The 22,815-nt window shown below is 62.4% G+C and carries 21 protein-coding genes and 1 pseudogene; 10 read left to right on the forward strand and 12 right to left on the reverse strand.

Features of this window, described 5'->3' with window-relative positions; genetic code table 11:
* Positions 1-2 precede the first annotated feature (2 nt).
* Positions 3-1,571 carry an alkaline phosphatase family protein gene (locus tag AC0L24_RS22980; RefSeq protein ID WP_473564165.1) on the reverse strand — a complete coding sequence of 523 codons (1,569 nt, stop codon included), beginning with the start codon at positions 1,569-1,571 and terminating at the stop codon, positions 3-5.
* Positions 1,572-1,797: 226 nt separating this feature from the next.
* Between AC0L24_RS22980 and AC0L24_RS22985 the strand changes: the two genes are divergently transcribed.
* The 6 genes from AC0L24_RS22985 (at position 1,798) to AC0L24_RS23010 (ending at position 6,890) form a co-directional block, all read left to right on the forward strand.
* Positions 1,798-2,730, forward strand: coding sequence for a VOC family protein (locus tag AC0L24_RS22985; RefSeq protein WP_473564166.1), 933 nt, complete (start codon positions 1,798-1,800; stop codon positions 2,728-2,730).
* 4 nt (positions 2,731-2,734) lie between these two features.
* Positions 2,735-3,355 carry an alpha/beta hydrolase gene (locus AC0L24_RS22990; protein WP_292679675.1) on the forward strand — a complete coding sequence of 207 codons (621 nt, stop codon included), beginning with the start codon at positions 2,735-2,737 and terminating at the stop codon, positions 3,353-3,355.
* A 2-nt stretch (positions 3,356-3,357) separates the two neighbouring features.
* Positions 3,358-3,657: a GNAT family N-acetyltransferase gene (locus AC0L24_RS22995; protein ID WP_127322535.1), complete on the forward strand. Its 300-nt coding sequence runs from the start codon at positions 3,358-3,360 to the stop codon at positions 3,655-3,657.
* A gap of 144 nt (positions 3,658-3,801) precedes the next feature.
* On the forward strand, positions 3,802-4,860 hold the full coding sequence (locus tag AC0L24_RS23000; protein ID WP_292334336.1) for a dipeptidase: 1,059 nt from the start codon (positions 3,802-3,804) through the stop codon (positions 4,858-4,860).
* A 98-nt stretch (positions 4,861-4,958) separates the two neighbouring features.
* Positions 4,959-6,269 (forward strand): flavin monoamine oxidase family protein, encoded by a 1,311-nt coding sequence (locus tag AC0L24_RS23005; protein WP_473564167.1) that lies wholly within the window; start codon positions 4,959-4,961, stop codon positions 6,267-6,269.
* A 210-nt stretch (positions 6,270-6,479) separates the two neighbouring features.
* Positions 6,480-6,890, forward strand: a complete 411-nt coding sequence (locus AC0L24_RS23010; RefSeq protein WP_127271289.1) for a hypothetical protein — start codon at positions 6,480-6,482, stop codon at positions 6,888-6,890.
* 112 nt (positions 6,891-7,002) lie between these two features.
* Here AC0L24_RS23010 and AC0L24_RS23015 read toward each other — a convergent pair whose 3' ends face one another.
* Together AC0L24_RS23015 and AC0L24_RS23020 are read right to left on the reverse strand one after the other, a co-directional pair.
* Entirely contained in the window at positions 7,003-9,090 is a 2,088-nt protein-coding gene (locus AC0L24_RS23015) for an ATP-binding protein (protein ID WP_164873775.1), read from the reverse strand.
* A gap of 84 nt (positions 9,091-9,174) precedes the next feature.
* A complete protein-coding gene (locus tag AC0L24_RS23020; protein WP_174800345.1) occupies positions 9,175-9,948 on the reverse strand; it encodes a response regulator in 774 nt (257 codons plus the stop codon).
* 46 nt (positions 9,949-9,994) lie between these two features.
* Here AC0L24_RS23020 and AC0L24_RS23025 point away from each other — a divergent pair, with 46 nt between their 5' ends.
* Positions 9,995-10,696 carry a response regulator transcription factor gene (locus AC0L24_RS23025; RefSeq protein WP_127395729.1) on the forward strand — a complete coding sequence of 234 codons (702 nt, stop codon included), beginning with the start codon at positions 9,995-9,997 and terminating at the stop codon, positions 10,694-10,696.
* Positions 10,697-10,768: 72 nt separating this feature from the next.
* Here AC0L24_RS23025 and AC0L24_RS23030 read toward each other — a convergent pair whose 3' ends face one another.
* Positions 10,769-10,936, reverse strand: a complete 168-nt coding sequence (locus AC0L24_RS23030; RefSeq protein WP_081738724.1) for a hypothetical protein — start codon at positions 10,934-10,936, stop codon at positions 10,769-10,771.
* A 54-nt stretch (positions 10,937-10,990) separates the two neighbouring features.
* Positions 10,991-11,323 carry a hypothetical protein gene (locus AC0L24_RS23035; RefSeq protein WP_127330363.1) on the reverse strand — a complete coding sequence of 111 codons (333 nt, stop codon included), beginning with the start codon at positions 11,321-11,323 and terminating at the stop codon, positions 10,991-10,993.
* A 353-nt stretch (positions 11,324-11,676) separates the two neighbouring features.
* On the opposite strand from AC0L24_RS23035, the gene AC0L24_RS23040 reads away from it, so the two are divergent.
* Complete coding sequence (locus tag AC0L24_RS23040) at positions 11,677-12,138, forward strand: L,D-transpeptidase (RefSeq protein WP_292699635.1); 462 nt, start codon at positions 11,677-11,679, stop codon at positions 12,136-12,138.
* Between the two features lie 18 nt (positions 12,139-12,156).
* Here the strand turns inward: AC0L24_RS23040 and AC0L24_RS23045 are convergent, their stop codons facing one another.
* Genes AC0L24_RS23045 through AC0L24_RS23055 form a run of 3 tightly spaced genes read right to left on the reverse strand, consistent with a single transcriptional unit; the run spans position 12,157 to position 16,794 of the window.
* A complete protein-coding gene (locus AC0L24_RS23045; RefSeq protein WP_292135787.1) occupies positions 12,157-12,342 on the reverse strand; it encodes a hypothetical protein in 186 nt (61 codons plus the stop codon).
* 43 nt (positions 12,343-12,385) lie between these two features.
* Entirely contained in the window at positions 12,386-15,469 is a 3,084-nt protein-coding gene (locus AC0L24_RS23050) for an efflux RND transporter permease subunit (RefSeq protein WP_127395725.1), read from the reverse strand.
* Positions 15,466-16,794, reverse strand: coding sequence for an efflux RND transporter periplasmic adaptor subunit (locus AC0L24_RS23055; protein WP_127382765.1), 1,329 nt, complete (start codon positions 16,792-16,794; stop codon positions 15,466-15,468). The genes AC0L24_RS23050 and AC0L24_RS23055 overlap by 4 nt, the downstream gene beginning before the upstream one ends.
* A gap of 145 nt (positions 16,795-16,939) precedes the next feature.
* Here AC0L24_RS23055 and AC0L24_RS23060 point away from each other — a divergent pair, with 145 nt between their 5' ends.
* Positions 16,940-17,473 (forward strand): TetR/AcrR family transcriptional regulator, encoded by a 534-nt coding sequence (locus AC0L24_RS23060; protein ID WP_127809097.1) that lies wholly within the window; start codon positions 16,940-16,942, stop codon positions 17,471-17,473.
* Between the two features lie 7 nt (positions 17,474-17,480).
* Positions 17,481-17,711 (forward strand): annotated as a pseudogene (locus AC0L24_RS23065) (SDR family oxidoreductase); the annotation flags it as partial.
* A 15-nt stretch (positions 17,712-17,726) separates the two neighbouring features.
* Here the strand turns inward: AC0L24_RS23065 and AC0L24_RS23070 are convergent.
* From AC0L24_RS23070 to AC0L24_RS23085, 4 genes are all read right to left on the reverse strand, one after another.
* Positions 17,727-19,406, reverse strand: coding sequence for a dipeptide ABC transporter ATP-binding protein (locus AC0L24_RS23070; RefSeq protein ID WP_256745239.1), 1,680 nt, complete (start codon positions 19,404-19,406; stop codon positions 17,727-17,729).
* A 1-nt stretch (position 19,407) separates the two neighbouring features.
* Positions 19,408-20,259: an ABC transporter permease gene (locus tag AC0L24_RS23075; protein WP_245481860.1), complete on the reverse strand. Its 852-nt coding sequence runs from the start codon at positions 20,257-20,259 to the stop codon at positions 19,408-19,410.
* Positions 20,256-21,194 (reverse strand): ABC transporter permease, encoded by a 939-nt coding sequence (locus AC0L24_RS23080; RefSeq protein ID WP_127267170.1) that lies wholly within the window; start codon positions 21,192-21,194, stop codon positions 20,256-20,258. Before AC0L24_RS23080 ends, AC0L24_RS23075 begins: the two co-directional genes overlap by 4 nt.
* 73 nt (positions 21,195-21,267) lie before the next feature.
* Positions 21,268-22,800, reverse strand: a complete 1,533-nt coding sequence (locus AC0L24_RS23085) for an ABC transporter substrate-binding protein (RefSeq protein ID WP_164873777.1) — start codon at positions 22,798-22,800, stop codon at positions 21,268-21,270.
* Positions 22,801-22,815: the final 15 nt, after the last annotated feature.

The raw sequence follows: 22,815 nt of genomic DNA on the forward strand, positions 1-22,815 counted from the left end.
ATTTATGTGTGGCCAGGTTGCAGGCCAGCGGCATGGCCGACGAGGCCGTTCTGGGTCAATTCGGCCAGTGCCAATGACTGGTCGAGATGTTCGGCCCGCCAGGCGAGCAGCCGTTCGGCGAATTCCAGGCGCACGGTGAGATGGCCGGGGTCGGCCGCGAGATTGTCCAGCTCGCCCGGATCGCTTTTAAGATCAAAGAGCAGCGGCGGCAGATTGCCGCCGAAATGCACATATTTGAAATGTTCCGTGCGGATAACGGTGAGGTTGCATTGGCGTGAGGCGATGCCGAGATGGTTTTCGGCCTCGCCCGCGGCAATCGAGCGGAAGTCAAACTCCCAATGCGCGGCATCGCGCCAGGCCGCAGGGGTTTCTCCGCCCAGGAACGGCTTCAGCGAGGCGCCGTCGAGATGCGGCGCGGGCTTTTCGCCGAGCAGGTCGAGAAGCGTCGGCAAAATGTCGACCGCTTCGGTGAAGCTGTCGACACTGCCGCCGGTCGCCTTGCCTTGGCGCGGATCGCGAATGATCAGCGGAATGTGGTAGCTGCCGTCGAAATAGCCGCCCTTGCCCAGCATGAAATGGTCGCCCATCATCTCGGCATGGTCCGAGGTCAGAACGATGATGGTGTCGTCCCACGCGCCTGCGGCCTTAACCGCTTTCCAGACGCGGCCGAGTTGCGCATCGACCTCGGAAATCATGCCGTAATAGATCGCGCGGATGCGGCGAAAATCGTCTTCGCTCCAGTCGTGCACCTTGCCTCTGGCGTCCGGGCGGAATTTTATCTGTCTCTGCCGGCCGAGGTCATAGGCAAGGTAGGGATGGTTTTCCGCCTCTTCGTGCCAGCTTGCCGCGCGCCGGAAGGCCGGGCCGTCAGCCGGATCGTACATCGTGTTGTAGGGCTCCGGCACAATGAAAGGCGGGTGCGGGCTGATGAAGGAAAGATGCGCGAACCACGGCGTGGCGTCCTCCTGTTCGCCAAGCCAACGCGTGAATTCGCCGGTCAGGAAAGCCGCCGGCGTTTGTTGCCCGGAGTAGACGGGCGGCGCGTTGCTGATGGTCCCGGCCACGCCGTCGGCCAGCGGACGGTGGATGTCGGGGGACCCGGCGCTGGCATCGACACCTTGCAGCTCCAGCCAGGATAGCCATTGCTTCTGGTGCTCGGGCAGCAACTGGCGCACCGTAAAGCCCGGCAGCACGCCTTCATAGCTTTGCAGCCGCGGATCGCCCGGCGCCAGCAGGCGCGGATCGAGCGACACGTCGGTGTAGCCGAACAGCGTCGGATCATAGCCCAGGGCGCGAGCCGAGAGCGCGATGTTGCCGTGGCGCGCGTCGAGCGGCGTGCCGTTGCGGCAGACGCGGTTGTTCATCTGGTAGAGGCCGGTGTAGAGGCAGGCGCGAGCGGGCGAACAGGGTGCCGCGCCGCCATAGTGCCGCTTGAACAGCACACCCTCCGCGGCCAAAGCGTCGGTATTGGGCGTCTGCACGACCGGATGGCCGGCTGCGGACAGACAATCGCCACGCCACTGATCGCATGTGATCAGGAGAATGTTGGGCCGCCTGGCTTTTCCAGTCACTCACGATACCTTTTTCGCGGGATGTCGAACGCCGTTCATGGAACCGAATTCCGGCCACGGCGCAAGCCCGACTCTGCGGGCCAATTGGTGAACGAACCTTGTTCCATCGTTCACTTTTACGACACAGTCCATTCTGTGTTTGCCGCCTTTGCCTAAACTGCTCTGGTCCTCATATTGGCGTGGACAGCGGCGAGGGCCGCACATGCACCAAGGAAGGAGCAAGACAATGCTCGACCAGATCAAGGGCCTGCATCACATCACATCGATGGCCAGGGATGCCCGCCAGAACAACGAATTCTTCACCAGGAAACTCGGCCAGCGCCGGGTCAAGAAGACCGTCAATTTCGACGCGCCCGACGTCTACCACCTCTATTACGGTGACGAGACCGGCACGCCGGGTTCGGTGATGACCTATTTCCCTTTCCCCGATATAGGCAAGGGCCGGCATGGGGTCGGGGAAGTCGGAACCACCGTCTACTCGGTGCCGGAAGGCACGCTTGGCTATTGGGAAAGCCGTTTTGCCGATGAGGGCGTCACCGGCCTCTCGCGCGAAGAGACCTTCGGCGAGAAGCGCCTGGCTTTTGCCGGACCGGATGGTGACGGCTTCGCGCTGGTCGAGGGCAAGGGTGACGGCAGAGCGCCCTGGGCGAAAGGCGGTGTTCCGGTCGACCAGGCGATCCGCGGTTTACATTCGGTATCGCTCAGGCTGAAGGATGGCGGCGCCACCGAGGAGCTGCTGAAGTTCATGGGCTATGAGGAAGTCGACAAGTCCGGCAATCTCAGGCGGCTGGCGGTGAAGAACGGCAATGGCGCCGAAGTCATCGACATCGAATCGCTGCCGAGCACGGCCTTCGCCGATCTCGGTGCCGGCTCTGTCCATCACGTCGCCTTCGCGGTCGAGAACCGCGCCAGGCAGCTCGAGGTACGCAAGGCGTTGATGGACACCGGTTATGGGGTGACGCCGGTGATCGATCGCGACTACTTCTGGGCGATCTATTTCCGCACACCGGGTGGCGTGCTGTTCGAAGTCGCCACCAACGAGCCGGGTTTCGACAGGGATGAGGACACCGCTCATCTGGGCGAGGCGCTGAAGCTGCCGTCGCAGCACCAGCACCTGCGGCCGTATCTGGAACAGCATCTGCAGAGACTGGAAGGCTGAGGTCATGAGCAAGGACGCTTACATCCACAAGCTGATGCCCGGTTCGCCGGGTGGTCCATTGCTGTTCGTCTTCCATGGCACTGGAGGCGATGAGAACCAGCTTCTGTCGCTGGGGCGCGATCTCGCGCCCCAGGCAACCATCATCTCGCCGCGCGGCGATGTGTCCGAACAAGGTGCCGCGCGCTTCTTTCGCCGCACCGGCGAGGGCGTCTACGACATGGAGGATCTGGCACGGGCGACGATCAGGATGGCGGGCTTCGTCAAAGCCCATGTCGAAGCAGCGAAGCCATCGGCCGTGCTGGGTCTCGGCTATTCCAACGGCGCGAATGTCCTGGCCTCGGTGGTGTTCGCGGTTCCAGCGCTGTTCGGCGCGTCGGTGTTGATGCATCCGCTGATCCCGTTCGAGCCGCAGGTGAAGGGCAGTCTCGCCGGCCGTCATATTCTGATGACCGCCGGCAAGCGCGACCCGATCTGCCCGCCGAACCTGACCACGCGACTCGAGGCATATTTGCGTGCCGACGGCGCCGATGTCACAGTGGAATGGCACGATGGCGGGCACGAGGTGCGGCCAAACGAGATCGAGGCGGCACGGCGGTTCTTTGCCGATGCTGCCCAAGGAGCATAGCGATGCCTGACCAACTGCCTGAGATCGAACTTGAGGATCGCGGTTCCAAGGGCCGCTATGTCCTGCGTGGACCCGATGGCGCCGAGGCCGAGATGACCTTCACCAAGATCGGTGAGCACCAGATCATCATCGACCACACCGAGGTGCCGGACGTCTTTCGCGGCCAGGGTGCCGGGCTTCGCCTCGTCACCCGCGCCGTCGAGGATGCGCGTGCGGCGGGTAAGAAGATCATCCCGCTCTGCCCGTTCGCCAACGCCCAGTTTCGCCGCCATCAGGAATGGGCCGACGTGCTGAAGCAATAGGGGTTTCGTCGCTTGGAAACGGTGCGGAAAGCGGCTGCGATCCCCACGGGGATGACTTTGGCATTTGTGCGGGTAGCGCATCCTGCCTAAGTCGATATGATATATCTCAGCCCCTTGCCGACAAACGAACCGAATGATCCCCCTATGACCGAAACCGATCTCGTTCCCGTCTTCGACGGCCACAACGATACGTTGCTCAGACTCTACCAGTCGAAAGACACGGATGTCGAAAAGCTGTTCATAGAGGGGAAATCGGGCGGCCATATCGACCTGCCGCGTGCCAAAGCCGGCGGCTTCGCCGGCGGCATGTTTGCCATCTTTCCGCCGCCTGTCGAGAAATCCAGGCGCGGCGCCGTGCCCCTGGCGCCGAGTGCCGCCGAGCCGCTGCCGCCCGAGGTTCCGCGCAATGAGGCGCTGACCTCGACCATCGCGATGGCCTCGATCCTGTTCAGGCTGGAACGGGCCGGAGCGCTCACCGTCTGCCGCAGCGCCGGCGATGTGCGCGGTGCCATGGCGCAAGGCTCGATCGCCGCGGTGTTCCACATCGAAGGGGTCGAGGCGATCGATCCCGAGCTCACCATGCTCGACGTGCTGCATGAAGCCGGCTTGCGCTCGCTCGGCATCGTCTGGAGCCGGCCGAACGCCTTCGGCCACGGCGTGCCGTTCCGCTTCCCGTCCTCGCCCGACACCGGCCCCGGCCTGACCGATGCCGGCAAGGCGTTGGTCAAGGCCTGCAACCAGATGAAGATCATGATCGACCTCTCGCATCTCAACGAGAAGGGCTTTCGCGATGTCGCGGCGCTCAGCGATGCGCCGCTGGTCGCGACCCATTCCAACGTGCACGCGATCTGCGGCCATTCGCGCAACTTGACCGACTGGCAGCTCGGCGCGATCCGCGAAACCGGCGGCATGGTCGGGCTGAACTTCGCAACCGGCTTCCTGCGCGAGGATGGTCGCATGAATGCCGACACAAGCCTCGACATCATGGTGCGGCATATCGATTCGCTGCTGCAGGCGCTGGGTGAGGACGGCGTTGGTCTTGGCTCCGATTTCGACGGCGCCATGATCCCGGCCGTCATCGGGGATGTCGCCGGCCTGCCGAAGCTGATCGATGCATTGGCGGCACGCGGTTTCGGCCGCGCACTGATCGAAAAAATCGCCTATCGCAACTGGCTCAATATGCTCGAGAAAACGATAGGTTAGAGACAGCCTGCGGCATGGCGCGTGCGGCCCGCCGGCATATGTCGACAAGGACATACTTCGTCGGTGGAAGCCGGATGCGATTGGGTGGATAGCCGGCAATGCTGAAGACCTCCACGGATGAGGGCGGCGAATTCGAGCGAACCGATGTCGTCATCGTCGGTGCGGGTTTCACAGGCCTGTCGGCGGCGCTCGAGATGAAGAAGGCCGGCATCGATTTCATTCTGCTCGAAGCACGCGACCGGGTCGGCGGACGCGTCGAGTCCCGACTGAACGGACTTGGCGAACGGATCGATAGTGGCGGCCAGTTCCTGTGCGAGGACATGCCGGAATTGATGGCGCTGATCGAGGCGCGCGGCAGGACGCTGGTTGAAACCTATGTCGATGGCGATTTCATCACCCAGCCGACGATGTCCGTACAACGAGCAGAGCGGATCTATGACGCGGCAATGGCAATCCGCGAGCGCATGAACGGGGTCGATCCGGACGACGTCTCGATTGCCGGACTGACCGTTGCCGACTGGCTTGCCCGCCAGCGCGATTCGGCCGATGCCAGGGCCGTCTTCCGTTCGATGATCGAAGGTCTCTGGTGCATGGCGCTGGATCAGATTCCTCTCTGGTATCTGATCGACAATGACCGACGCGTCACCAACGAGGTGCCGGAGCTGCAATATTTTGTGCGCGAAACCATGCATTCACTGGCCGACGATCTGGCCCGCGACCTTGGCGATAGGTTGCGGCTCAGCGAGCCAGTCACGCGCATCGAGCATAGTTCGCAAGGTGTTCTTGTCGTTTCGGCCGGGGGTGCCATCGAGGCGCGCACGGTTCTGGTTGCCGTCCCCCCGGCGACGGTGACGGAGCTCGCCTTTGCTCCCGCCTTGCCAGCTGGACTGGGGCGGGCGCTCGGCGCCTGGAAAAGCGGCGCGGCTATCAAGATCTTGGTGCGCTATGCCAAACCGTTTTGGCGCGGGCGGGATTTGAACGGCATGGTGATGTGGCTCGATCCGCCGGGGCTGTTTGCCTGCGACGCCGGCAAGGATGCGGAGCATGCCGCGCTCGTCGTGTTCGTCGGCGGGTCGCTCGCGCTGCGCTGGCGTGACCTCGGCGAGGTGGAACTGCGTGCGGAGGTGACCGGCCGGTTGGAGGCAGCCCTTGGTCCGGATGCCGGTGATGTCATCGATTTCAGTTTGCGTGACTGGGTAGGAGATCGCTGGAGCGGCGGCGCGTACAGCGATCTTGTTGTCGACGTGACAGCAAGAGATGCCGAGCGAACGATCCTTGCCGGCGCACCCCCGGTGTATTTCGCCTGTTCAGAACTCTCGCCGTCGTTTCCGGGGTATGTCGAGGGCGCCATCATTGCCGGGCGTATCGCCGCGCACAAGATCATTGCCGAGCTTCAAGCTCCGGGCTGAGCCTGGTCTTTTCGAAAAACTGTTTGCAAGATCGGGTCAGGTTGCGCCTCAAGCCCGAGCGCCGTCGAAGCCATGCCCGATTTTGCCCGACTTCGCCCGAAAGGCTGTTTCGAATTCGTTACAGTGCCAGTCCTTCGCCACCTCATCGCCGTTACAAAGTGCGGATAAGTTCATTTCACCGCCAAAAGAAACTCAGCGAAGGGGAAGGCAATGCATGCGAAAATCCAGACGATCCGCGGCGAGAGCCGCCTTCAGGCTCCAGAGCGCAATGACCGCCGTCCGAAACTGGCGCTGCGCCAGCGGGCCAGCGACCACCCCATGGCGATGTTCATGGTGCTGGCTGCTTGCGCCTTCGTCGGCATGGCGTTCACGCCGACAATCGGGCCGGCCTTCGCTTCGTTGAATCCGCCGTCCAATCTCATCGACGGCGCGCAGACGACGACCAGGACCGCGCGTCTGCCGGTACCGGTGACCGACTTCGCCTGCAAGGGCCAGACCTGGGGTGCCGAGAGTATCGACTGCCTGCGCGCAATCGCCGAACAGTCCGGAACACACAAGAGCCGCGCCATCCGCATGATCGCCACTGCCGCACCGTTGGCCGACACGCCGAATATTTTCTGATTTTGTCGAAGCCTGATCCGAAACCGTTCCCGTTTTGGGATCATGCTCTGGACTCCCCGAGCGCTCCCTCCAGCGCGCTCTTCTTCGGCCCCCGCCCCCGGGGGCCTCTTTTTTATCCTTTAAAGGCCGCCTGTTCGGCAATGGCGGACAGAACACTGCGCACATCCAGCGTGCTGAACGGCTTTTCCAGGATCTGCGGCCGCTGCTGTGCCGGCAGGGCCTCGATTTCGGCTTTCGCACCGATCAGGTCGCCTGTAACCAGCACGAAACGCCGCGCCAGGTCAGGCTTTTCGGCGAGCAGCTCGCGATAGATCGATATGCCGCTGACGCCGGGCATGCGCAGGTCCGAAAAGACGATGTCCGGCGGCATGTGGCCGCTCAACGTGGCGGCGGCCGATTCCCAGACAGGAACGATCCGCGACTTGATGCCCATCAGTTCGAGAATGTCGGAAAGCGAGCCGGCGACATCCGGCTCGTCATCGATGATCAAGGCATGGCGCAGGCCGCTTGATCGCGGCTGGTTATCGCCGGCGGTGGCGAGGCCGGCCACGATGGCCGGCAGCTGGACGACGAAACGCGCGCCTCTCGGGAGCACTTCCTCGAACCAGACATTGCCATTGTGCCGCTCGATGATCGATTTCGAGATCGACAGGCCGATGCCGGTGCCGACGCCGACCGGCTTGGTGGTGAAATAGGATTCGAAGATGCGGCCGCGGATCGCTTCCGGCACGCCGGGCCCATTGTCCTCGACCGAGAAGCAGGGGTGACCGCGGTCGCTGCGGAACGTCCGCACCTTGATCAGCCGGTCACCGGCAATGCCAGCCAAGGCGTGCTGGCTGTTGATGAGGAAGTTGGCCGCTACCTGCGTCACATGGTCGGCGTCTGCCATGGCCAGCAGCGGGCCGGCGGCGAAATCGGTGTCGATGACGATGCCGCTTGAGCGCGCGCCATAAGCGGTCACTTCGAGTGCCGACCGGATCACCTGGTTGAGGTCGGTCTCGGCCTGTGCCGCGGGATGGAGGCGGACCATCGACAGGAAGCTCTTGACGATGCGGCCGCAGCGCTCGGCCGCGGCGCGCACCTTCTCGGCGCGCACCTTGGTCTGCGGATCGGAAGCGAATTCGTGCAGCAGCGTCGATTGCGCCACAACCACTGCCAGGGGATTGTTGAGCTCGTGCGATACGCCGGCCAGCAACGAACCCATCGCCGCCATCTTCTCGTTCTGGTGCAGCTTCTCGCGCTGCCGGCCGATTTCTTCCTCCGCACGCAATTTGTCGCGCAGGTCGCGGATGGAGCCGAAGATCAGGCGGCGGTCGGCGACCCGCATCTCGGTCGCCGTCAGCTCGATCGGGAACACTTCGCCGGCAGCATTCTGGGTCACCGTCTCGAGCCTTTGGCCGACCATCGGCGCGCCGCGGCCGGACATGTATTCGGCCCCCGAAGCATAGCCCTTGCGGTAGTAGATCGGCACGATCGTATCGAGCAGATCCTTGCCGAGAATGTCGCTGCGCTGGAAGCCGAACATCTTCTCGGCGGCCGGATTGAATTCGATGATCGAGCCGGTCTCGTCGATGACGACGATGGCATCAAGCGAGGCCTGCAGCATAGTCCGGCGAATGACCTCGCTGGCATGGGCGTCGGAGGGCGAGCGCTCGATAGCGTCGCCGATAGCGAGCGCGATGATGTGCAGCGTCGCCTCTTCCTCGTCGGTCCATGCACGCTCGCTGACGCAGTCATTGACCGCCAGCGTGCCCCAGAGATGGCCATGCGCGAAGACCGAGACCGAGAGGAACGACTTGATGTTCTGCTTCTCGAAATCGGTCCTCAGGAAACCTTCGAGGTCGCGCGTATGGCCGGCGAAGATCTTGCCTTGCCTCTCGTCCTCGGCAAGCCGCTCCAGCAGGGGGTCGGAATTGACGATCGATTGCATGATGACGGTTGGCGACGCCAGTTCGCCGCCGAAAAGAGGGTCGATCCAATAGGCGGCGACGGATTGGGCGAAGCCCTGGCCTGGCAGTTCGCGCAAGCGAAACAGGATGCCGCGCTGGCAATCCATGGCCCGGCAGAGCGTTTCCAGTATGCCGTCCATCTCGCGCTGCCAGTCGCCGGCCTCGCGCAGCCGGCGAACGACGCGCACGGCCGCCATCGCCGCGCCCTGCCTGAACCCTTGCATATCGGTGCTTGCTGCTTCAGCGATCATCTTGTGCTGTCATTCCGGAGTCGCGCCAATTCGGAGTCGTGCCAATTCCGGCTGGCGAGCAACCGAATCCTTCTGGCCCGGTGCTCAGTTGCCGTCGCCGGTCGGCAGCGAGAAGATATAGCCCTCGCCGCGTACCGTGCGCAGGAATTTCGGATTGGCGGGATCGGCCTCGATCTTTTTGCGCAGCCGCATGATGCGGATGTCGACGGCGCGCGACGATTCCGGATCTTCGGTGAAACCGATCGCCTCGGAGATAGCGGCGCGGGTCAGCAGCCGGTTGGCGCGGGTGAGGAAAATCTCCAGCACGTCGAACTCACTCTTGGCCATGTCGATCACCGCGCCATTGGCGCCGGTGACCAGCCTGCCGTCAAGGTCGGCCTGAAAGGGGCCGAAGGCAACGGAACGGCGATCCGTCCCGGCTTTCTTGTCCTGGAGTTCCTTCGGCTGGGGAACGCGGCGCAACACGCTGCGGACCCTGGCCAGCACTTCGCGCAATTCGTAGGGCTTGACGATGTAGTCGTCGGCACCGAGTTCCAGCCCGACGATACGGTCGAGCGCGGTGCCGGCCGCGGTGGCATAGATGATGCCGATCGGCAGTTTCGAACGCAGCCAGCGGCCGAGCGAGAGGCCGTCCTCGCCGGGCATGGCAATGTCGAGAATGGCGAGATGAAACGATTGCGTTTCAACGAGGCTGCGCGCCGCGGCAGCACTTTCAGCGGTGGCCACGTCATAGCCGGATGCGCCAAGATATTCGGCGACCGCGTCCCTGAGGTCGGGCTCATCCTCGACTATGACAATTCTTGCCCGCACGATGCTTTCGCTCCCACTTTCAGTGGAAAGTAGATTGGGTATAAACATCATGTCCAGCACTCATATCCGGGTTGCCAGGGAACGGTTGGAAAAGATGGCCGCACGATCCGTTATTGCGCTCGTTTCGGTAGCCGAAGTGGTGGCGACCGAACTCGCCGACCATCTCGAGCGGCGCGGCCACGACGTGCATCAGGCACGTCAGCCCTGGGAGGCCGAATCGCTGCTGTCGGGAAAGGGCATCGACGTCGTCGTCGTCGGCGACAGCCTCAGCCAGGCGGAGGGGCGGGATCTGCTCAGACGTTATGGCGACCAAGCAGGAGGCGGCGAGGGCGGGCCGGATTTCATCTTGATCTGCCGGCCGGCGGATCTCGTCGACAAGGTGCTGGCGCTGGAGCTTGGTGCGGCCGACGTCGTCGAGAGTCCGCTCAATGTCCGTGAACTGGCCGCTCGTGTAGGCGGCCTGCTTTCGCGCCGCGGCAGGGGCACCCAGGAACTGATCGTGCTGGAGAACGCGACCGTCGATCTGAGATCGGCCATGGTCATGCATCGTTCCGGCTCCGAGGAACAGCTTTCGCCCGGCCAGGTGGCGCTGCTCAGGTTGTTCCTGGCCAGTCCGCGCAAGGTGCTCACGCGCGACGACATCATCGCCGCGGCACCGGCCGAAAACGCCGACGCCTTCGATCGCTCGATCGATTCGCGCATCGTGCGGCTGCGCCGCAAGCTCGACACCGACACCATCACCACAATACGTGGCGCCGGCTACCGGTTCGATCCGCCGCGGCAATTCGCCGACTGATCGCCGGGTACTGGCGCAATCCCTTTTGTCAGGCATCGGATTTTCCATCTCTGGGCCCGATGCTCTTGACGCTCAGCGTACCAGCAGAAGCGATGGCCCCACCGGCATGTCACTGCCCATGGTGAGTTCGCTTGCATGGGCGCGGTCCCTGAGGAGCACGGTAGCAAGACCGGCAAAGCCGAGCAGGCCCTGGGCGTAAAGCAGTGCGGACAGCACCGAAGCAGCGAATTTCGTTTTCATCGTCGCAGTTCCCCAAATGCCAATTCTTCGAAAATGAACCTGTTGCGGGTCTCTTCAGGATACCCCCGAAGTGCCCGCGCCGCCCACGGAGCCCCCCGTCGCGGCGCGGGCCTTCGGTCCTCTCGGCAGCAAGTTGCCGGAGGCGCCGCGCAAACCCGTCAGCCTAAGGCCGACCCGCCAGAGGGCCTTTAGCCGGGCGATGCGCAGGCTGGAAACAATCCAGACCGTGGCGAAAAACAGTGCGGCATGCAGCGTCGAAATCTCGCCTGATGTCATCGCGCCGAGGCTTGTCAGCGGGGTGCCGGCAACCGTGCCAACGCCGCCGATGACCGTTGCCGCGATGCTGATCCTGAGAAGCCAGGACAGCGCGTTCGATTTCGTTCCCATGTTCGTTTCCGGCTGTTTTCGTTGCGTCAACTTTGCTCGCACCCCGTATCCGGATCATGCCGCTTGGAGCCGCGCTTTGTTGCAGGTTGGTTTCGATGTCGACGACTGTTCTTTCAAATGATGCCAATTCGCACTTTCGTTTGGAGGCGGATACTCATGTTCCCGCCGCTGGTCTTTGCTGGCGGGGCCTGCCGAGCGTGTCCACCCCCATCTATAAGAGGGAGATTTGTTAACCAGTGGAAACAGATTCGAAACAGAAGCGAGCATTTTGCGAAATCTTCTCGAAACATGACGTTGGGATAAGCGGCCATCGAACTGGAGCCGGCCAACCGGCAGAGAGAGGGGACTTCATCATGCATACCGCCATTTCCGCCAAGCTTATCAACATCACCGCCGCTGCCTTGACTGGTGCAGCACTGCTGCTCGGCGCCGGCTCGGGTGCGGCGCACGCCGCCAACAAGATCGTGGCACGCGTTTCGCTTTCGCAGCAGATCATGGAAGTCTCCGTCGACGGCCGGCCGACCTTCGCCTGGAAAGTCTCCACCGGCGACCGGGCCCATGTGACGCCGACCGGCTCGTTCAAGCCGACCCGCATGCATGAGATGTGGTATTCGAAGAAATACGACAACGCCCCGATGCCGCACTCAGTCTTCTTCAGCGGCGGCTATGCGGTGCACGCGACCTATGCGATCAAGCGCCTCGGCCAGCCGGCTTCGCATGGCTGCGTGCGGCTGCACCCCGACAACGCCGCCGATTTCTACCAGCTCGTCGAAAGCTTCGGGGCGACCAACACCAGCATCGTCATCGTCAAGTAGCAGGCTGTGACCGGCGCGTCAGCATGCTGCCGCGCCGTGTTCAAGGCTCCCGCCGGAAAACGCTGCGGTATCGAGCACAGCTCGAACCAGGGTATTGAGTACAGCGCAAACCGGCGGTATCGAGCAAAGCTCGAACCGGGGTATCGAGCCCAGCCAAAAAGAAAAGAGGCCGGAAATTCCCGGCCTCTTTTCTTTTGCTTCCATCTATTTGTCCTGCCCATTTCCGAGCGGGAATTCCTCGACCGCCTTAGCTCGGCAGTGCCGGCATCAGCTTGGGATCCGGCTTCTCCGCCAAATGAGGCAGGTCCTTGCTGGCGATGAAGGTGTAGAACATGGGCACAACGAAGAGCGTGAACAGGGTTCCGACCAGGATGCCGGTGAAGATGACCAGGCCCATCGAATAGCGGGCCGCGGCACCAGCGCCGCTGGACGTAATCAGCGGCACCACCCCGAGGGCCATCGCCGCTGTCGTCATCAGGATCGGCCGCAGGCGCACCTTGGCCGAGGCGATGATCGCGTCGCGCCGCCGCATGCCATGCTTTTCACGCTGCTGGTTGGCGAACTCGACCAGCAGGATGCCGTGCTTGGTGATCAGACCGATCAGTGTGATCAGGCCGACCTGCGTGTAGATGTTGAGCGTGCCGAGGCCGAGATTGAGCGGCACGATCGCGCCGAAGATCGACAGCGGCACCGCCATCATGATGATCAGCGGGTCGCGGAAGCTTTCAAACTGCGCCGCCAGCACCAGATAGATGACGACAACGGCGGCCGCGAAAGCGATCAGGATGGTGTTGCCCTGTTCCTTTTCCTGTCGCGATTGACCGGAATAGTCGATGAAGAAGGTGTCGGGCAGGCTCTCCTGGGCGATGTCCTCCAGCGCCTTCAGCCCGTCGCCAGTCGTGACGCCGGGCAACGGAAGCGCCGAAATCGTCGACGAATTCAGTTGGTTGAACTGCTCGATTGCCGCCGGCGCCGCATTGTTCGAAATCTTGACCACCGCCGAGAGCGGCACCATCTCGCCCGTCACGCTGCGCACGAAGTATTCGCCGAGCTTATCGGGGTTGTCGCGAAACTCCTGCGGCACCTGCGGGATGATGTCGTAGCTGTTGGAGTCACGGTCGAACTGCGCCACTTCGGCGCCGCCGACCAGCAAGGTCAGCGTGCGGCCGATATCTGCGATCGGCAGGTTCAACGCCGCGGCGCGATCACGGTCGATGGTCACCGTCACCTCTGGTGCGTCATAGGCCATCGAATTCTGCACGACGATGAAGCGGCCGGAGGCTTGCGCCTTGTTCTTGATCTGCTCGGCCACCTCGTACACTTCCGAGGAAGCGCCGGTCGATCGCACCACCATGGAAATGGGCAGGCCGCCACCAGAGCCGGGCAGCGTCGGCGGCGCGAAGACGAAGGCCTCGACGCCAGCCACTTTGGCGATACGGGCCGTGATGTCGGCCTGCAGTTCCTTCGAATTGCGCTTGCGTTCCGCCCAATCCTTGAAGGCATAGCCGACGAAGGCGCTGTTTGTCGTGCCGCCGAAGGCGACGGCCGAGAACTGCGCCCGTGTTTCGGGAATATCCTTCACCAGGCCGAGGATCTGGTTGACATATGTCTCGGTGTAATCGGAGGTCGCATAACGCGGCCCTGTCACAATCGAGAGCAGAAAGCCCTGGTCCTCTTCCGGCGCCAGTTCGCTCGAGGTCTTGGTGAACATGAAGCCGGTGACGCCGACAAGCGCAAGCACGATGATCAGCGTCAATGGGCGATAATTGAGCGACCCGGTGACGGCGCGTTCATAGACATGCTCGACGCGCGCGAAGGCGCCGTCGACAATGCGCTGGAAACGGCCCGGCGTGCCGGACTTCAGGAGGCGTGCCGACATCATCGGGGTGATGGTGATGGCGATGACGCCCGACAGCACCACTGAGCCGGCGAGCGTGACTGCGAATTCACGGAACAATGCGCCGGTCAGGCCCCCGGTGAAGGCCAGCGGCGCGAACACGGCGGCCAGTGTCATGGTCATGGCAATGATGGCCGACGATATTTCGCGCATACCGCTGAACGCGGCCTGCATCGGCGACATGTGGTCTTCTTCCATATGGCGATGGATGTTCTCCACCACCACGATGGCGTCGTCGACGACCAGGCCGATCGCCAGCACCATGGCCAGCAGCGACAGCAGGTTGATCGAATAGCCCACCGCAAACAAAAGGAAACAGACGCCGATCAGCGACAACGGGATGGTGATGATCGGCATCATCACCGACCGGAAGGAGCCAAGGAACAGAAGGATGACGACGATGACGATGGCAACCGCCTCGGCGATGGTCTTGAACACCTCTTCGATCGAAGCGCTGATCTGCCCGGTCGCGTCGTAGACGACCTCGATCGTCATGCCTTTCGGCAGCGTCTCCTGAATCTGCGGCACCAGCTTGGTGAGCGCAGCCGCCGTGGTCAGCGGATTGGCCGCCGGCGTCGGGAAGATGGCGAGGAAGGTGCCGGGCTTGCCGTTGAACGAGACCCGGGTGTCGGTGTTCTCGGCGGCGAGTTCGACGCGAGCCACGTCGCGCAACCGCACCACATTGCCGTCAGTCGAGCGCAGCGGCAGCTCGGCGAATGCCTCCGGCGTCTGCAATGTCGAGCGCACGGTGATCGAGGAAACGACATACTCGTTCTGGGTGTTGCCGGGCGCCGACAGGAAGTTGGAATTGTTGATCGCCGTTAGCAGTTCGGAGGCCGTCACGCCGCGCGCGGCAAGCTTGACCGGATCGATCCAGACGCGCATCGAGTATTCCTGGGCGCCGAAGATCTGCACGTCGGCGACGCCTTCGACCGTCGACATGCGCGGCCTGATGACGCGCTCGATATACTCGGTCAGCTGCTCCTTCGTCATGTTCGGGTTCTGCATCGAGATGTACATCATCGCGAACTGCTGGCCGGTGCCCTTGACGATGACAGGGTCCTTCGATGCGTCCGGCAAGGTGCCGCGCACGCCCTGGACCTTGGACAGGACTTCGGTCAGCGCGACGTCGGGGTTCGAGCCGAGCTTCATCTGCACGGTCACGGTGCTGGAGGACGGGCGGCTGGACGAGGTGACGTAGTCGATGTTTTCGGTCGAGGCGACGGCGCGGGCAATCGGGGCGGAAATGAAGCCCTGGATCAGATCGGCGCTGGCGCCTGGATAGGCCGTCGTGATGGTGATCGCGGTTTCATCGACCTTCGGATACTGCCGGATCGACAGGTTGAAGATGCCCTGGAAACCCAGGAGCAGGATCATGCAGGCAAGGACCGTCGAAAGAACAGGCCGGCGAATGAAGAGATCTGAAAAGCTCATTGCTGTTCGGCCTGCTTGTTCGCCGATTTGGTCGGGTCGATGGTGTTGTCCACAACGACGGACATGCCGTTGAAGAGGCGGTTCTGGCCGGCGGTGACGACCTCGTCGCCGGCCTTCAGCCCCTCGACGATCTCGACCATGCCTTGATTGCGGCGGCCGGGCTTGACGAACACCTGCGACAGCACGAGCGCGGGCTTGTCACCTTCCGCCGCCGGCTTGGCCGGATCGGCAGCCTTGTCGGTTGGTTTTGCCGCATCGGCGGCAGGCTTGGCTGCATCAGCCGCCGGCTTCATGGCATCGGCCGGCTTGGTGTCCGCAGGCTTGGCTTCCGCCGATTTGTCGGCTGACGGCGCGGCGGGTTTTTCCTCTGGCTTGGCTGGGGCCGCCTCGGCAGGCTTGGCCGGCTGCACCACGAAGATGTAGTCGCCATAGAGGCTTGTCGTCAGCGCCGTCTGCGGCAGGGTCAGCACGTTCTGCTCTTCGGGCAGCTCGACACGCACCTGCACGAACTGGCCGGGGGTCAGCTTGCCATCGGGATTGGCGACTTCCGCCCGGATGTTCACCAGCCGGCTGGACGAGTCGATCTTCGGGTCGATGCCGCGAATGGCGCCTGCGAATGGCCTGTCCTCACCGCCAAGGCCCAATCGAATCGTCTGGCCGATCTTGAGCAAGGCGAGTTGCTGTTCGGGAACCGAGAAATCGACCCGCATCGTGTCGAGGTCCTGCAATGTCACCACGGCGGTGCCGGGCGCCAGATACTGGCCGATATCGATTTTGGGAATGCCCACCGTGCCGCCGAAAGGCGCCGTCAGCTGCTTCTGTTCGAGTACGGCCTGCAGCTTGGTGACCTGAGATGCCGAGGCCGAGGCCGCCGCACGCGCCGTGTCCAGCGTCGAGTCGGAGCCGACGCCACGCCTGGTCAGTTCAATGGCGCGGGCCAGCGAGGTCTGGTCGAGCGCGGCCTGCGCTTTCTGTGCGTCGAGATCGGCGCGCTCGACGGCGTCATCGAGCTGCAGCAGAACCGCATTGTCGGCCACCTTCTGGTTGGCATGGAAAAGGATGTCCTTGACGATCCCGGTGGTCTCGACCGTCAGGTCGACACCACGCACAGCCCTGACCGTACCGATCGCCTCGACGCCTGGCGTCCAGGCCGAAGGCTTGGCGATGGTCGTCGAAACGGTTGCCGCCGGCGGCTTCATCGATGCGAAGTACTGCTTTATGCCGTTGTCGCGCAGGAAGTTGAAGCCGACGATGCCGCCGACCACAACGACGAGCAGAGCCAGAACCAGAACAATGATAAAGATACGGAGTATGCGCTTGAACAAGGAAGTCCCCTCAGTCGAAATCCGGCGCGAAACGCGGATATCGGGACACATATCGACTGCGGGTCCCGATTTCAAATAATGGCGGTCTTCCTGTACCGTCTGGACGGTCTTGTCAATTGGGCCTAAGCTTGCGATGGGAGGCCCCATGAGAGCCCAAAGACCGAATTCGCGCGAGAAGATTCTCGCCGCGGCGGCTGATGTTGCCCGGGAATCCGGACCAGGCAGCCTGTCGCTGGATGCCGTAGCCAGCCGTGCCGGCGTGTCGAAGGGAGGGCTCCTCTACAATTTCCCGACCAAGGCAAAATTGATGCAAGGTTTGGTCGAAGGCTATCTGCGTGAGTTCGAGCACGCACTGGAAGCCGCCCGCACAAATGCCAAGGACGAAAATCCCCTGGCTGTCTACATCAGGCTGTCAGCCAATGATTGCGAGGAAAAGCAGCCGTCGGCGTCCTGGATTTTCTCGGCCATCGCCGAGGATCCCGATTTCATGATGCCGATAAAGACCTTCAAGAGGCAGCTTTTCGAGCGGCTGAAAGGTGAGACGCCGGATCTCAAATCGCTGTTGATCTGCTATCTCGCCATCGAGGGATTGCGCAGCATGAACCTCTTCGATTCGGATGTTCTGTCGAAAGACGAGCGAGAGCTTCTGGTATCGTCCCTGCTCGAGATCGCCAAATAGGCGTCGCCCACCCTATGTCTGGACCCCGCTGGTCGAAAGGCAGATTCCCGACACCATGAAGGCGCGCGGCATGACCGAGGAACAGGTCAAGCACGATGTGCTGCTCGCTGCCCAGCCGACCAAGGAATTCGTCACCGTCGATGAGCTTGCTGCGTTGACGCTGTTCCTGTGTTCGGACGCGGCCAGGCAGATCACCGGCACGACCTTGCAGATGGACGGCGGCTGGACGGCACAGTAGCCCGGCCCCGAAGGCTCAGCATTTGCTTCCGGCGGCCAGTAGCGGGGTGTCTCCTGGTTGGATTCCGCTGCTCGTTCGACGCGAGAGTTTCGGGATAGCGGCGATCAACTCTTGAGTATAGGCCTGCTGCGGACGATCCAGGACATCTTCCGTATTGCCATACTCAACCAGCTTGCCGTGCTGCATGACCGCAACGTGCTCGCAGAGATAACGCACCACGCCCAGATCATGGGAAATCAGGATCAGCGTCAGCGACAATTCGCGGCGCAGCCGCGCAAAGAGGCCGAGCACCTGGGCCTGGATGGTGACGTCCAGAGCGGAGGTGACTTCATCGGCGATCAATATCTCAGGTTCCAGCGCCAGGGCTCTGGCGATGCCGACGCGCTGCCGCTGGCCGCCGGAAAGCTGCGTGGTGCGTCGGTCCAGCAACTGGCGTGGCAATTCCACTTTTTCCATCAGCTCGCGGATCCGCTCCGGGATGTCTCTTTCCGGGCAGATGTTCTGTTGCCGCAGCGGTTCGGCCAGAGTTCGCGCAACCGTAAACGCCGGGTTGAGGGACATGAACGGGTCCTGGAACACCATCTGCAGTTTGCGAACCTGCTCCGGTCGGCGCTGCCTTAGCGCGCGATCGAGCGATTGGCCGTCCACCTCGATCTCTCCTTGTTCCGGCTGCACCAGGCCTGCAATGGCCCGGGCTATGGTGCTCTTGCCGGAACCGGACTCGCCGACGATCCCCAGTGCCCCACCGCGCCGCAATGCCAGCGAAACATTGTCGACCGCGCGCACGATCTGCGGCGGCTTGCGTGTCGCCCAGGCTGCAAGGCTCTGCCCTGGGTAGAAGTTCACGCACAGGTTCTTCACCAGGAGATGCGGTTCCGTCGCCACGGGGCATGCATGCGTGGTCGGCTTCATCAGCGAGGGTTGGGAAGCGATCAGGCGCTTCGTGTATTCATGGGCGGGGTCACGCAGGATCTGATCGACCGAGCCGATTTCCAGCACCGCGCCGTCCTTCATGACGACGACGCGGTCGCACATTTCCGCGATCACGCCAAGGTCGTGAGAGACCAGAATGACCGACAGCTTGCGTTCACGCCGGATGCCGCGGAGCAGGTCGAGTATCTGAGCTTGCACCGTCACATCAAGTGCCGTCGTGGGTTCGTCGGCAATCAGCAGTTTCGGTTCGCAGGCAAGGGCCGCCGCAATCATCACCCGCTGACGCATGCCACCGGATAGCTCGTGAGGATAGGCGCCCGCGCGCCTTGGCGCGTCCTTGATGTGCATGTCTTCGAGCAGTCCGACCGCCCGCGCATTGGCCTGCCGCCAGGATATGCCCTGATGGACCACCATCGCTTCGCCCACCTGACGCCCGACCGTCATGATCGGATCAAGATGCGTCGACGGGTTCTGGAAGATCATCGCCGCTTGCCCGCCACGCAGCTGGCCCAGTTCGGCATCCTTCATGGCGAGGACATCGCTGCCCTCGAACATGATCCGGCCCGACTTTACCAGTGCGTTGCCGGCAATCAGCTTGAGGATGGCTCTGCAGGCCACCGTCTTGCCCGATCCGGATTCACCGACGATCCCAAGGACCTCTCCTGCTTTTAGTGAAAAGCTGACGCCGCGCAGGGCGTGGACGTCGCCAAAATTGGTGGCGAAGTCGATGGTGAGGTTCTCGACGCTGACGAGGTCGCTCATCTCAGGATTCCGTGTTCAGGAGGCGGGCGAGACCATCAGCGGTCAACGAGAGGCCCAGCGCCAGAAGGCAGATGGCGATGCCTGGGAAGATCGCAATCCACCATGCGGTCGTCAGATACGTCTGCCCGTCCGCGATCATGGCGCCCCATTCGGGCGTCGGCGGTTGTACGCCGAGGCCGAGAAAACCCAATGATGATCCGAGCACGATGGCCAGCACGGCATCGGTCATGACGAAGACGATCGATGGGACGATGGCATTCGGCAGGATGTGGAACAGCATGATGCGCAAATGCCCAAAACCCATGCCACGTGCCGCCAGCACGAAATCGACGCCGCGCAGCACCAGCGCCTGGCTCCGCACAAGTCGCGCATAGCTGACCCAGTTCACCAAGGTGAGCGAGATGAAGTAGCTCTTGAGGCCGGGCCCAAGCACGGCCACGATGGCGATCACGAGGACGAAATAGGGAAATGATACGGTGACCTCGAGGATGCGCATCAGCGCCGCATCGATCCGGCCACCCAGATAGCCGGCGATAAGGCCGATGATGGTCCCCAGGATGATCGGACCAACGACGCCAAAGAAGGCCATGGCGAGATCGTAGCGTGCGGCAAACAGTGTTCGCGCCAGGACATCGCGGCCGATGGCGTCGGTGCCAAACCAATGCTCGGCGCCAGGTGGTTTCAACGCCTGCATCACATCGACCTTGATCGGGTCGAAACTGGTCAGCACCGGCGCCAAAATGGCCATGACAATCCAGGCCAAGGTGATGGCGCCGCCAATGATCAAGGTTGCCGGCATCGTCCGGATACGCGCCATGGCCAAGGAGCCGCCGCCCTGCATCACATCGCTCATAATTCCACCCTTGGGTCGAGAATGGCGGTCAAGACATCGACGGCAAAATTCGAAATGACGACACCTACGGCAAGCAGCAGGGCCACTGCCTGGACGACGAACTGGTCGTGCGTGAGAACGCCGCGGATGAGCAGGTTGCCGAGCCCTGGAATGTTGAAGACATTTTCGACAACGACCGTTCCGCCGATCAGGAAGGCGACCACGACGCCCAGCAGATTGACTGTCGGCAACAGGGAATTCCAGAACACATGCCGGGAAAAGATGTAGCTTTCCGGCAGGCCCCTGGAGCGGCAGGCGATCGCGTAATCCTTGTCCATCTGCTGAATGAAGGTCGCGCGCAGATTGCGCGCGAGGATCGGCGTCACCCCGATGCCGATCGTCAGGGCCGGCAGGAAGAGATGCCACAGATTGTTGAAAAAGGTCGGCCCGTAACCGGATACGGGGAAGATCTTCAGCCGCAGGCAGAAGCCCATGATCAGCAGCAGGCCGACAAAGTAGGACGGCACGCCGACGCCCGCGACGCAGACGAGACGGATGAGGTGATCGATCCACCGTCCGCGCTGCCGGGCAGCGGTGACCGCGAGCGCGAATGTCAACAGCAGCGAGATCACGAGGCCATAGAGGATCAAGAAAACCGTTGGCGCGATCCGTGCCGCGATGACGCCGCTGACGGGACCCCGGAAGGCGATCGACTGACCGAAATCGCCGCGCAGGCAATTCAGCACGTAATAGAAATACTGCACGGGGATGGGCTGATCGAGACCGTATCGCGCCCGCACGAATTCGATCGCCTCCTGACTGGCCTTGGGGCCAAGCATGAGGCGAACCGGATCGCCGGGTGTCATTTGCAGCAGCAGGAAGGTGATCACACTGATACCCAGCAGCACGGGGATCAACTGTATCGGCCGCCTGAGCACGAAGGAGAATCGATTCATGGTGGGGATCCTGGTGTCAAATCGATGCGAGACGGGGACGAAGATCTCGTCCCCGTCTCGCATCCTGTGCCGATCAATCCAGGCTGGTCCCGCCGATGGACGAGAATTGCAGGCCGACGTTTAGGACCAACCCTCTCACGCTCGGAGCATAGGCGTTGAGCCACGTCGGGTGATAGAGCGCCACCTGCGCCACCTCGTCCACCACGGTCTTCTGGATCTGGGCATAGAGCTCGGCCCGTTTGGCATTGTCCGCCTCGCCCGAGGCTTCATCGATCAGTTTGTCGACCGTTTCGTTGTTGTAGCGGGTGTAGTAGGACTTGTTGTCGCCCGCGCCCCAGACGCACCAGCGCAATGCGTTGTCGGGATCTCGCGTCTCGTTGTACCACCAGTTCATTTCCGCCTGGTACTCGCCATCGGCGAGGCGGGTCCATGCCTGGGTTGAATCGATCTTGGCAATGTTGACGGTGATGCCGACTTCCGCCAACTGCGCCTGGATCAGCACCGCCGCCTTTTCCTCGTCGGCACTTCCCGCATTCTGGATGAGTTCGAAACTGGCTCCGATCTTGCCGGAATCGGCCAGCAGGGCCTTGGCCTTTCCGACGTCTCGGGCAATGACTGGCAGCGATTTGTCGAAGAAATCGAGCGTCGGGCTCATGATGGAACTGGCCGGCGTGCCGAGACCCAGCGTCACCGCGGCATTGATGGCCGTTCGGTCGATGCCATAGCTGACGGCCTGGCGGAATTTGAGGTCGTTGAAGGGTTCTGCCGAATGGTTGATCAGCATGTCATAAGTGGTGCTCGAAGGTTCAGGGTCGGCGCGGAAGCCGGCGGCCTTCAACTCGGCCATGCGCGGGGCCGGAACTCCCAGGCAGACATCGAGCTCGCCCGCCTGCAACATCGAGACCCTGGTGTTGTCGTCCGGGACATAGCGGAATTCGACGCCGTCGATCTTGGGCTCGCCTTGGCGGTAATAGTGCTCGTTGCGGCCAAGGACCACGCGGTCTCCCGGCTTCAATTCGACGAATTTGAACGGCCCTGATGTGACCGGCGCCTTGGCGAAAGCGTCGTCGCCCATTTTCTCGACCGCTGCCTTCGGCACAATGCCGGTATTCCAGATTTCGGTCAGCGTCAGGAAGGGCGTGAATTTGCGATCGAGCGTCATCACCACTGTCCTGGCGTCCTTTGCCTCGATCTTGGTCAGGGGCTGGAACGGCGCCGCATAGGCGGAATCCTTCTGGAAGCGCATGCGGTTCCAGCTGAACGCCACGTCCTCGGCCGTGATCGGCGACCCATCGGAAAATTTGGCCTCGCGCAGGTGGAAGGTATAGGTCTTGCCGTCATCCGCGATGTCCCAGCTCTCGGCAAGGCCCGGGCCGACTTCAGTGCGATCGGCATTGGCATGCAGCAGGCGTGCATACATCATGCCCTGGATGAGGATATCGGCTCCGTAAGTGGTTTTGATCGGGTCCAGGGTGAGAACCTCGGCTCCATAGGCCATACGCAGTATCTTGCTGCCGTCAGCATTGGCTCGAAGCAATGTGGCCGGCAACGTCGCGATGCTGAAGCCGGCAAACGCCGCACTTTTGAGGAATACTCTGCGGTCCATGACAATCTCCCATTT

This window comes from Mesorhizobium sp. WSM4809, from assembly GCF_055811655.1.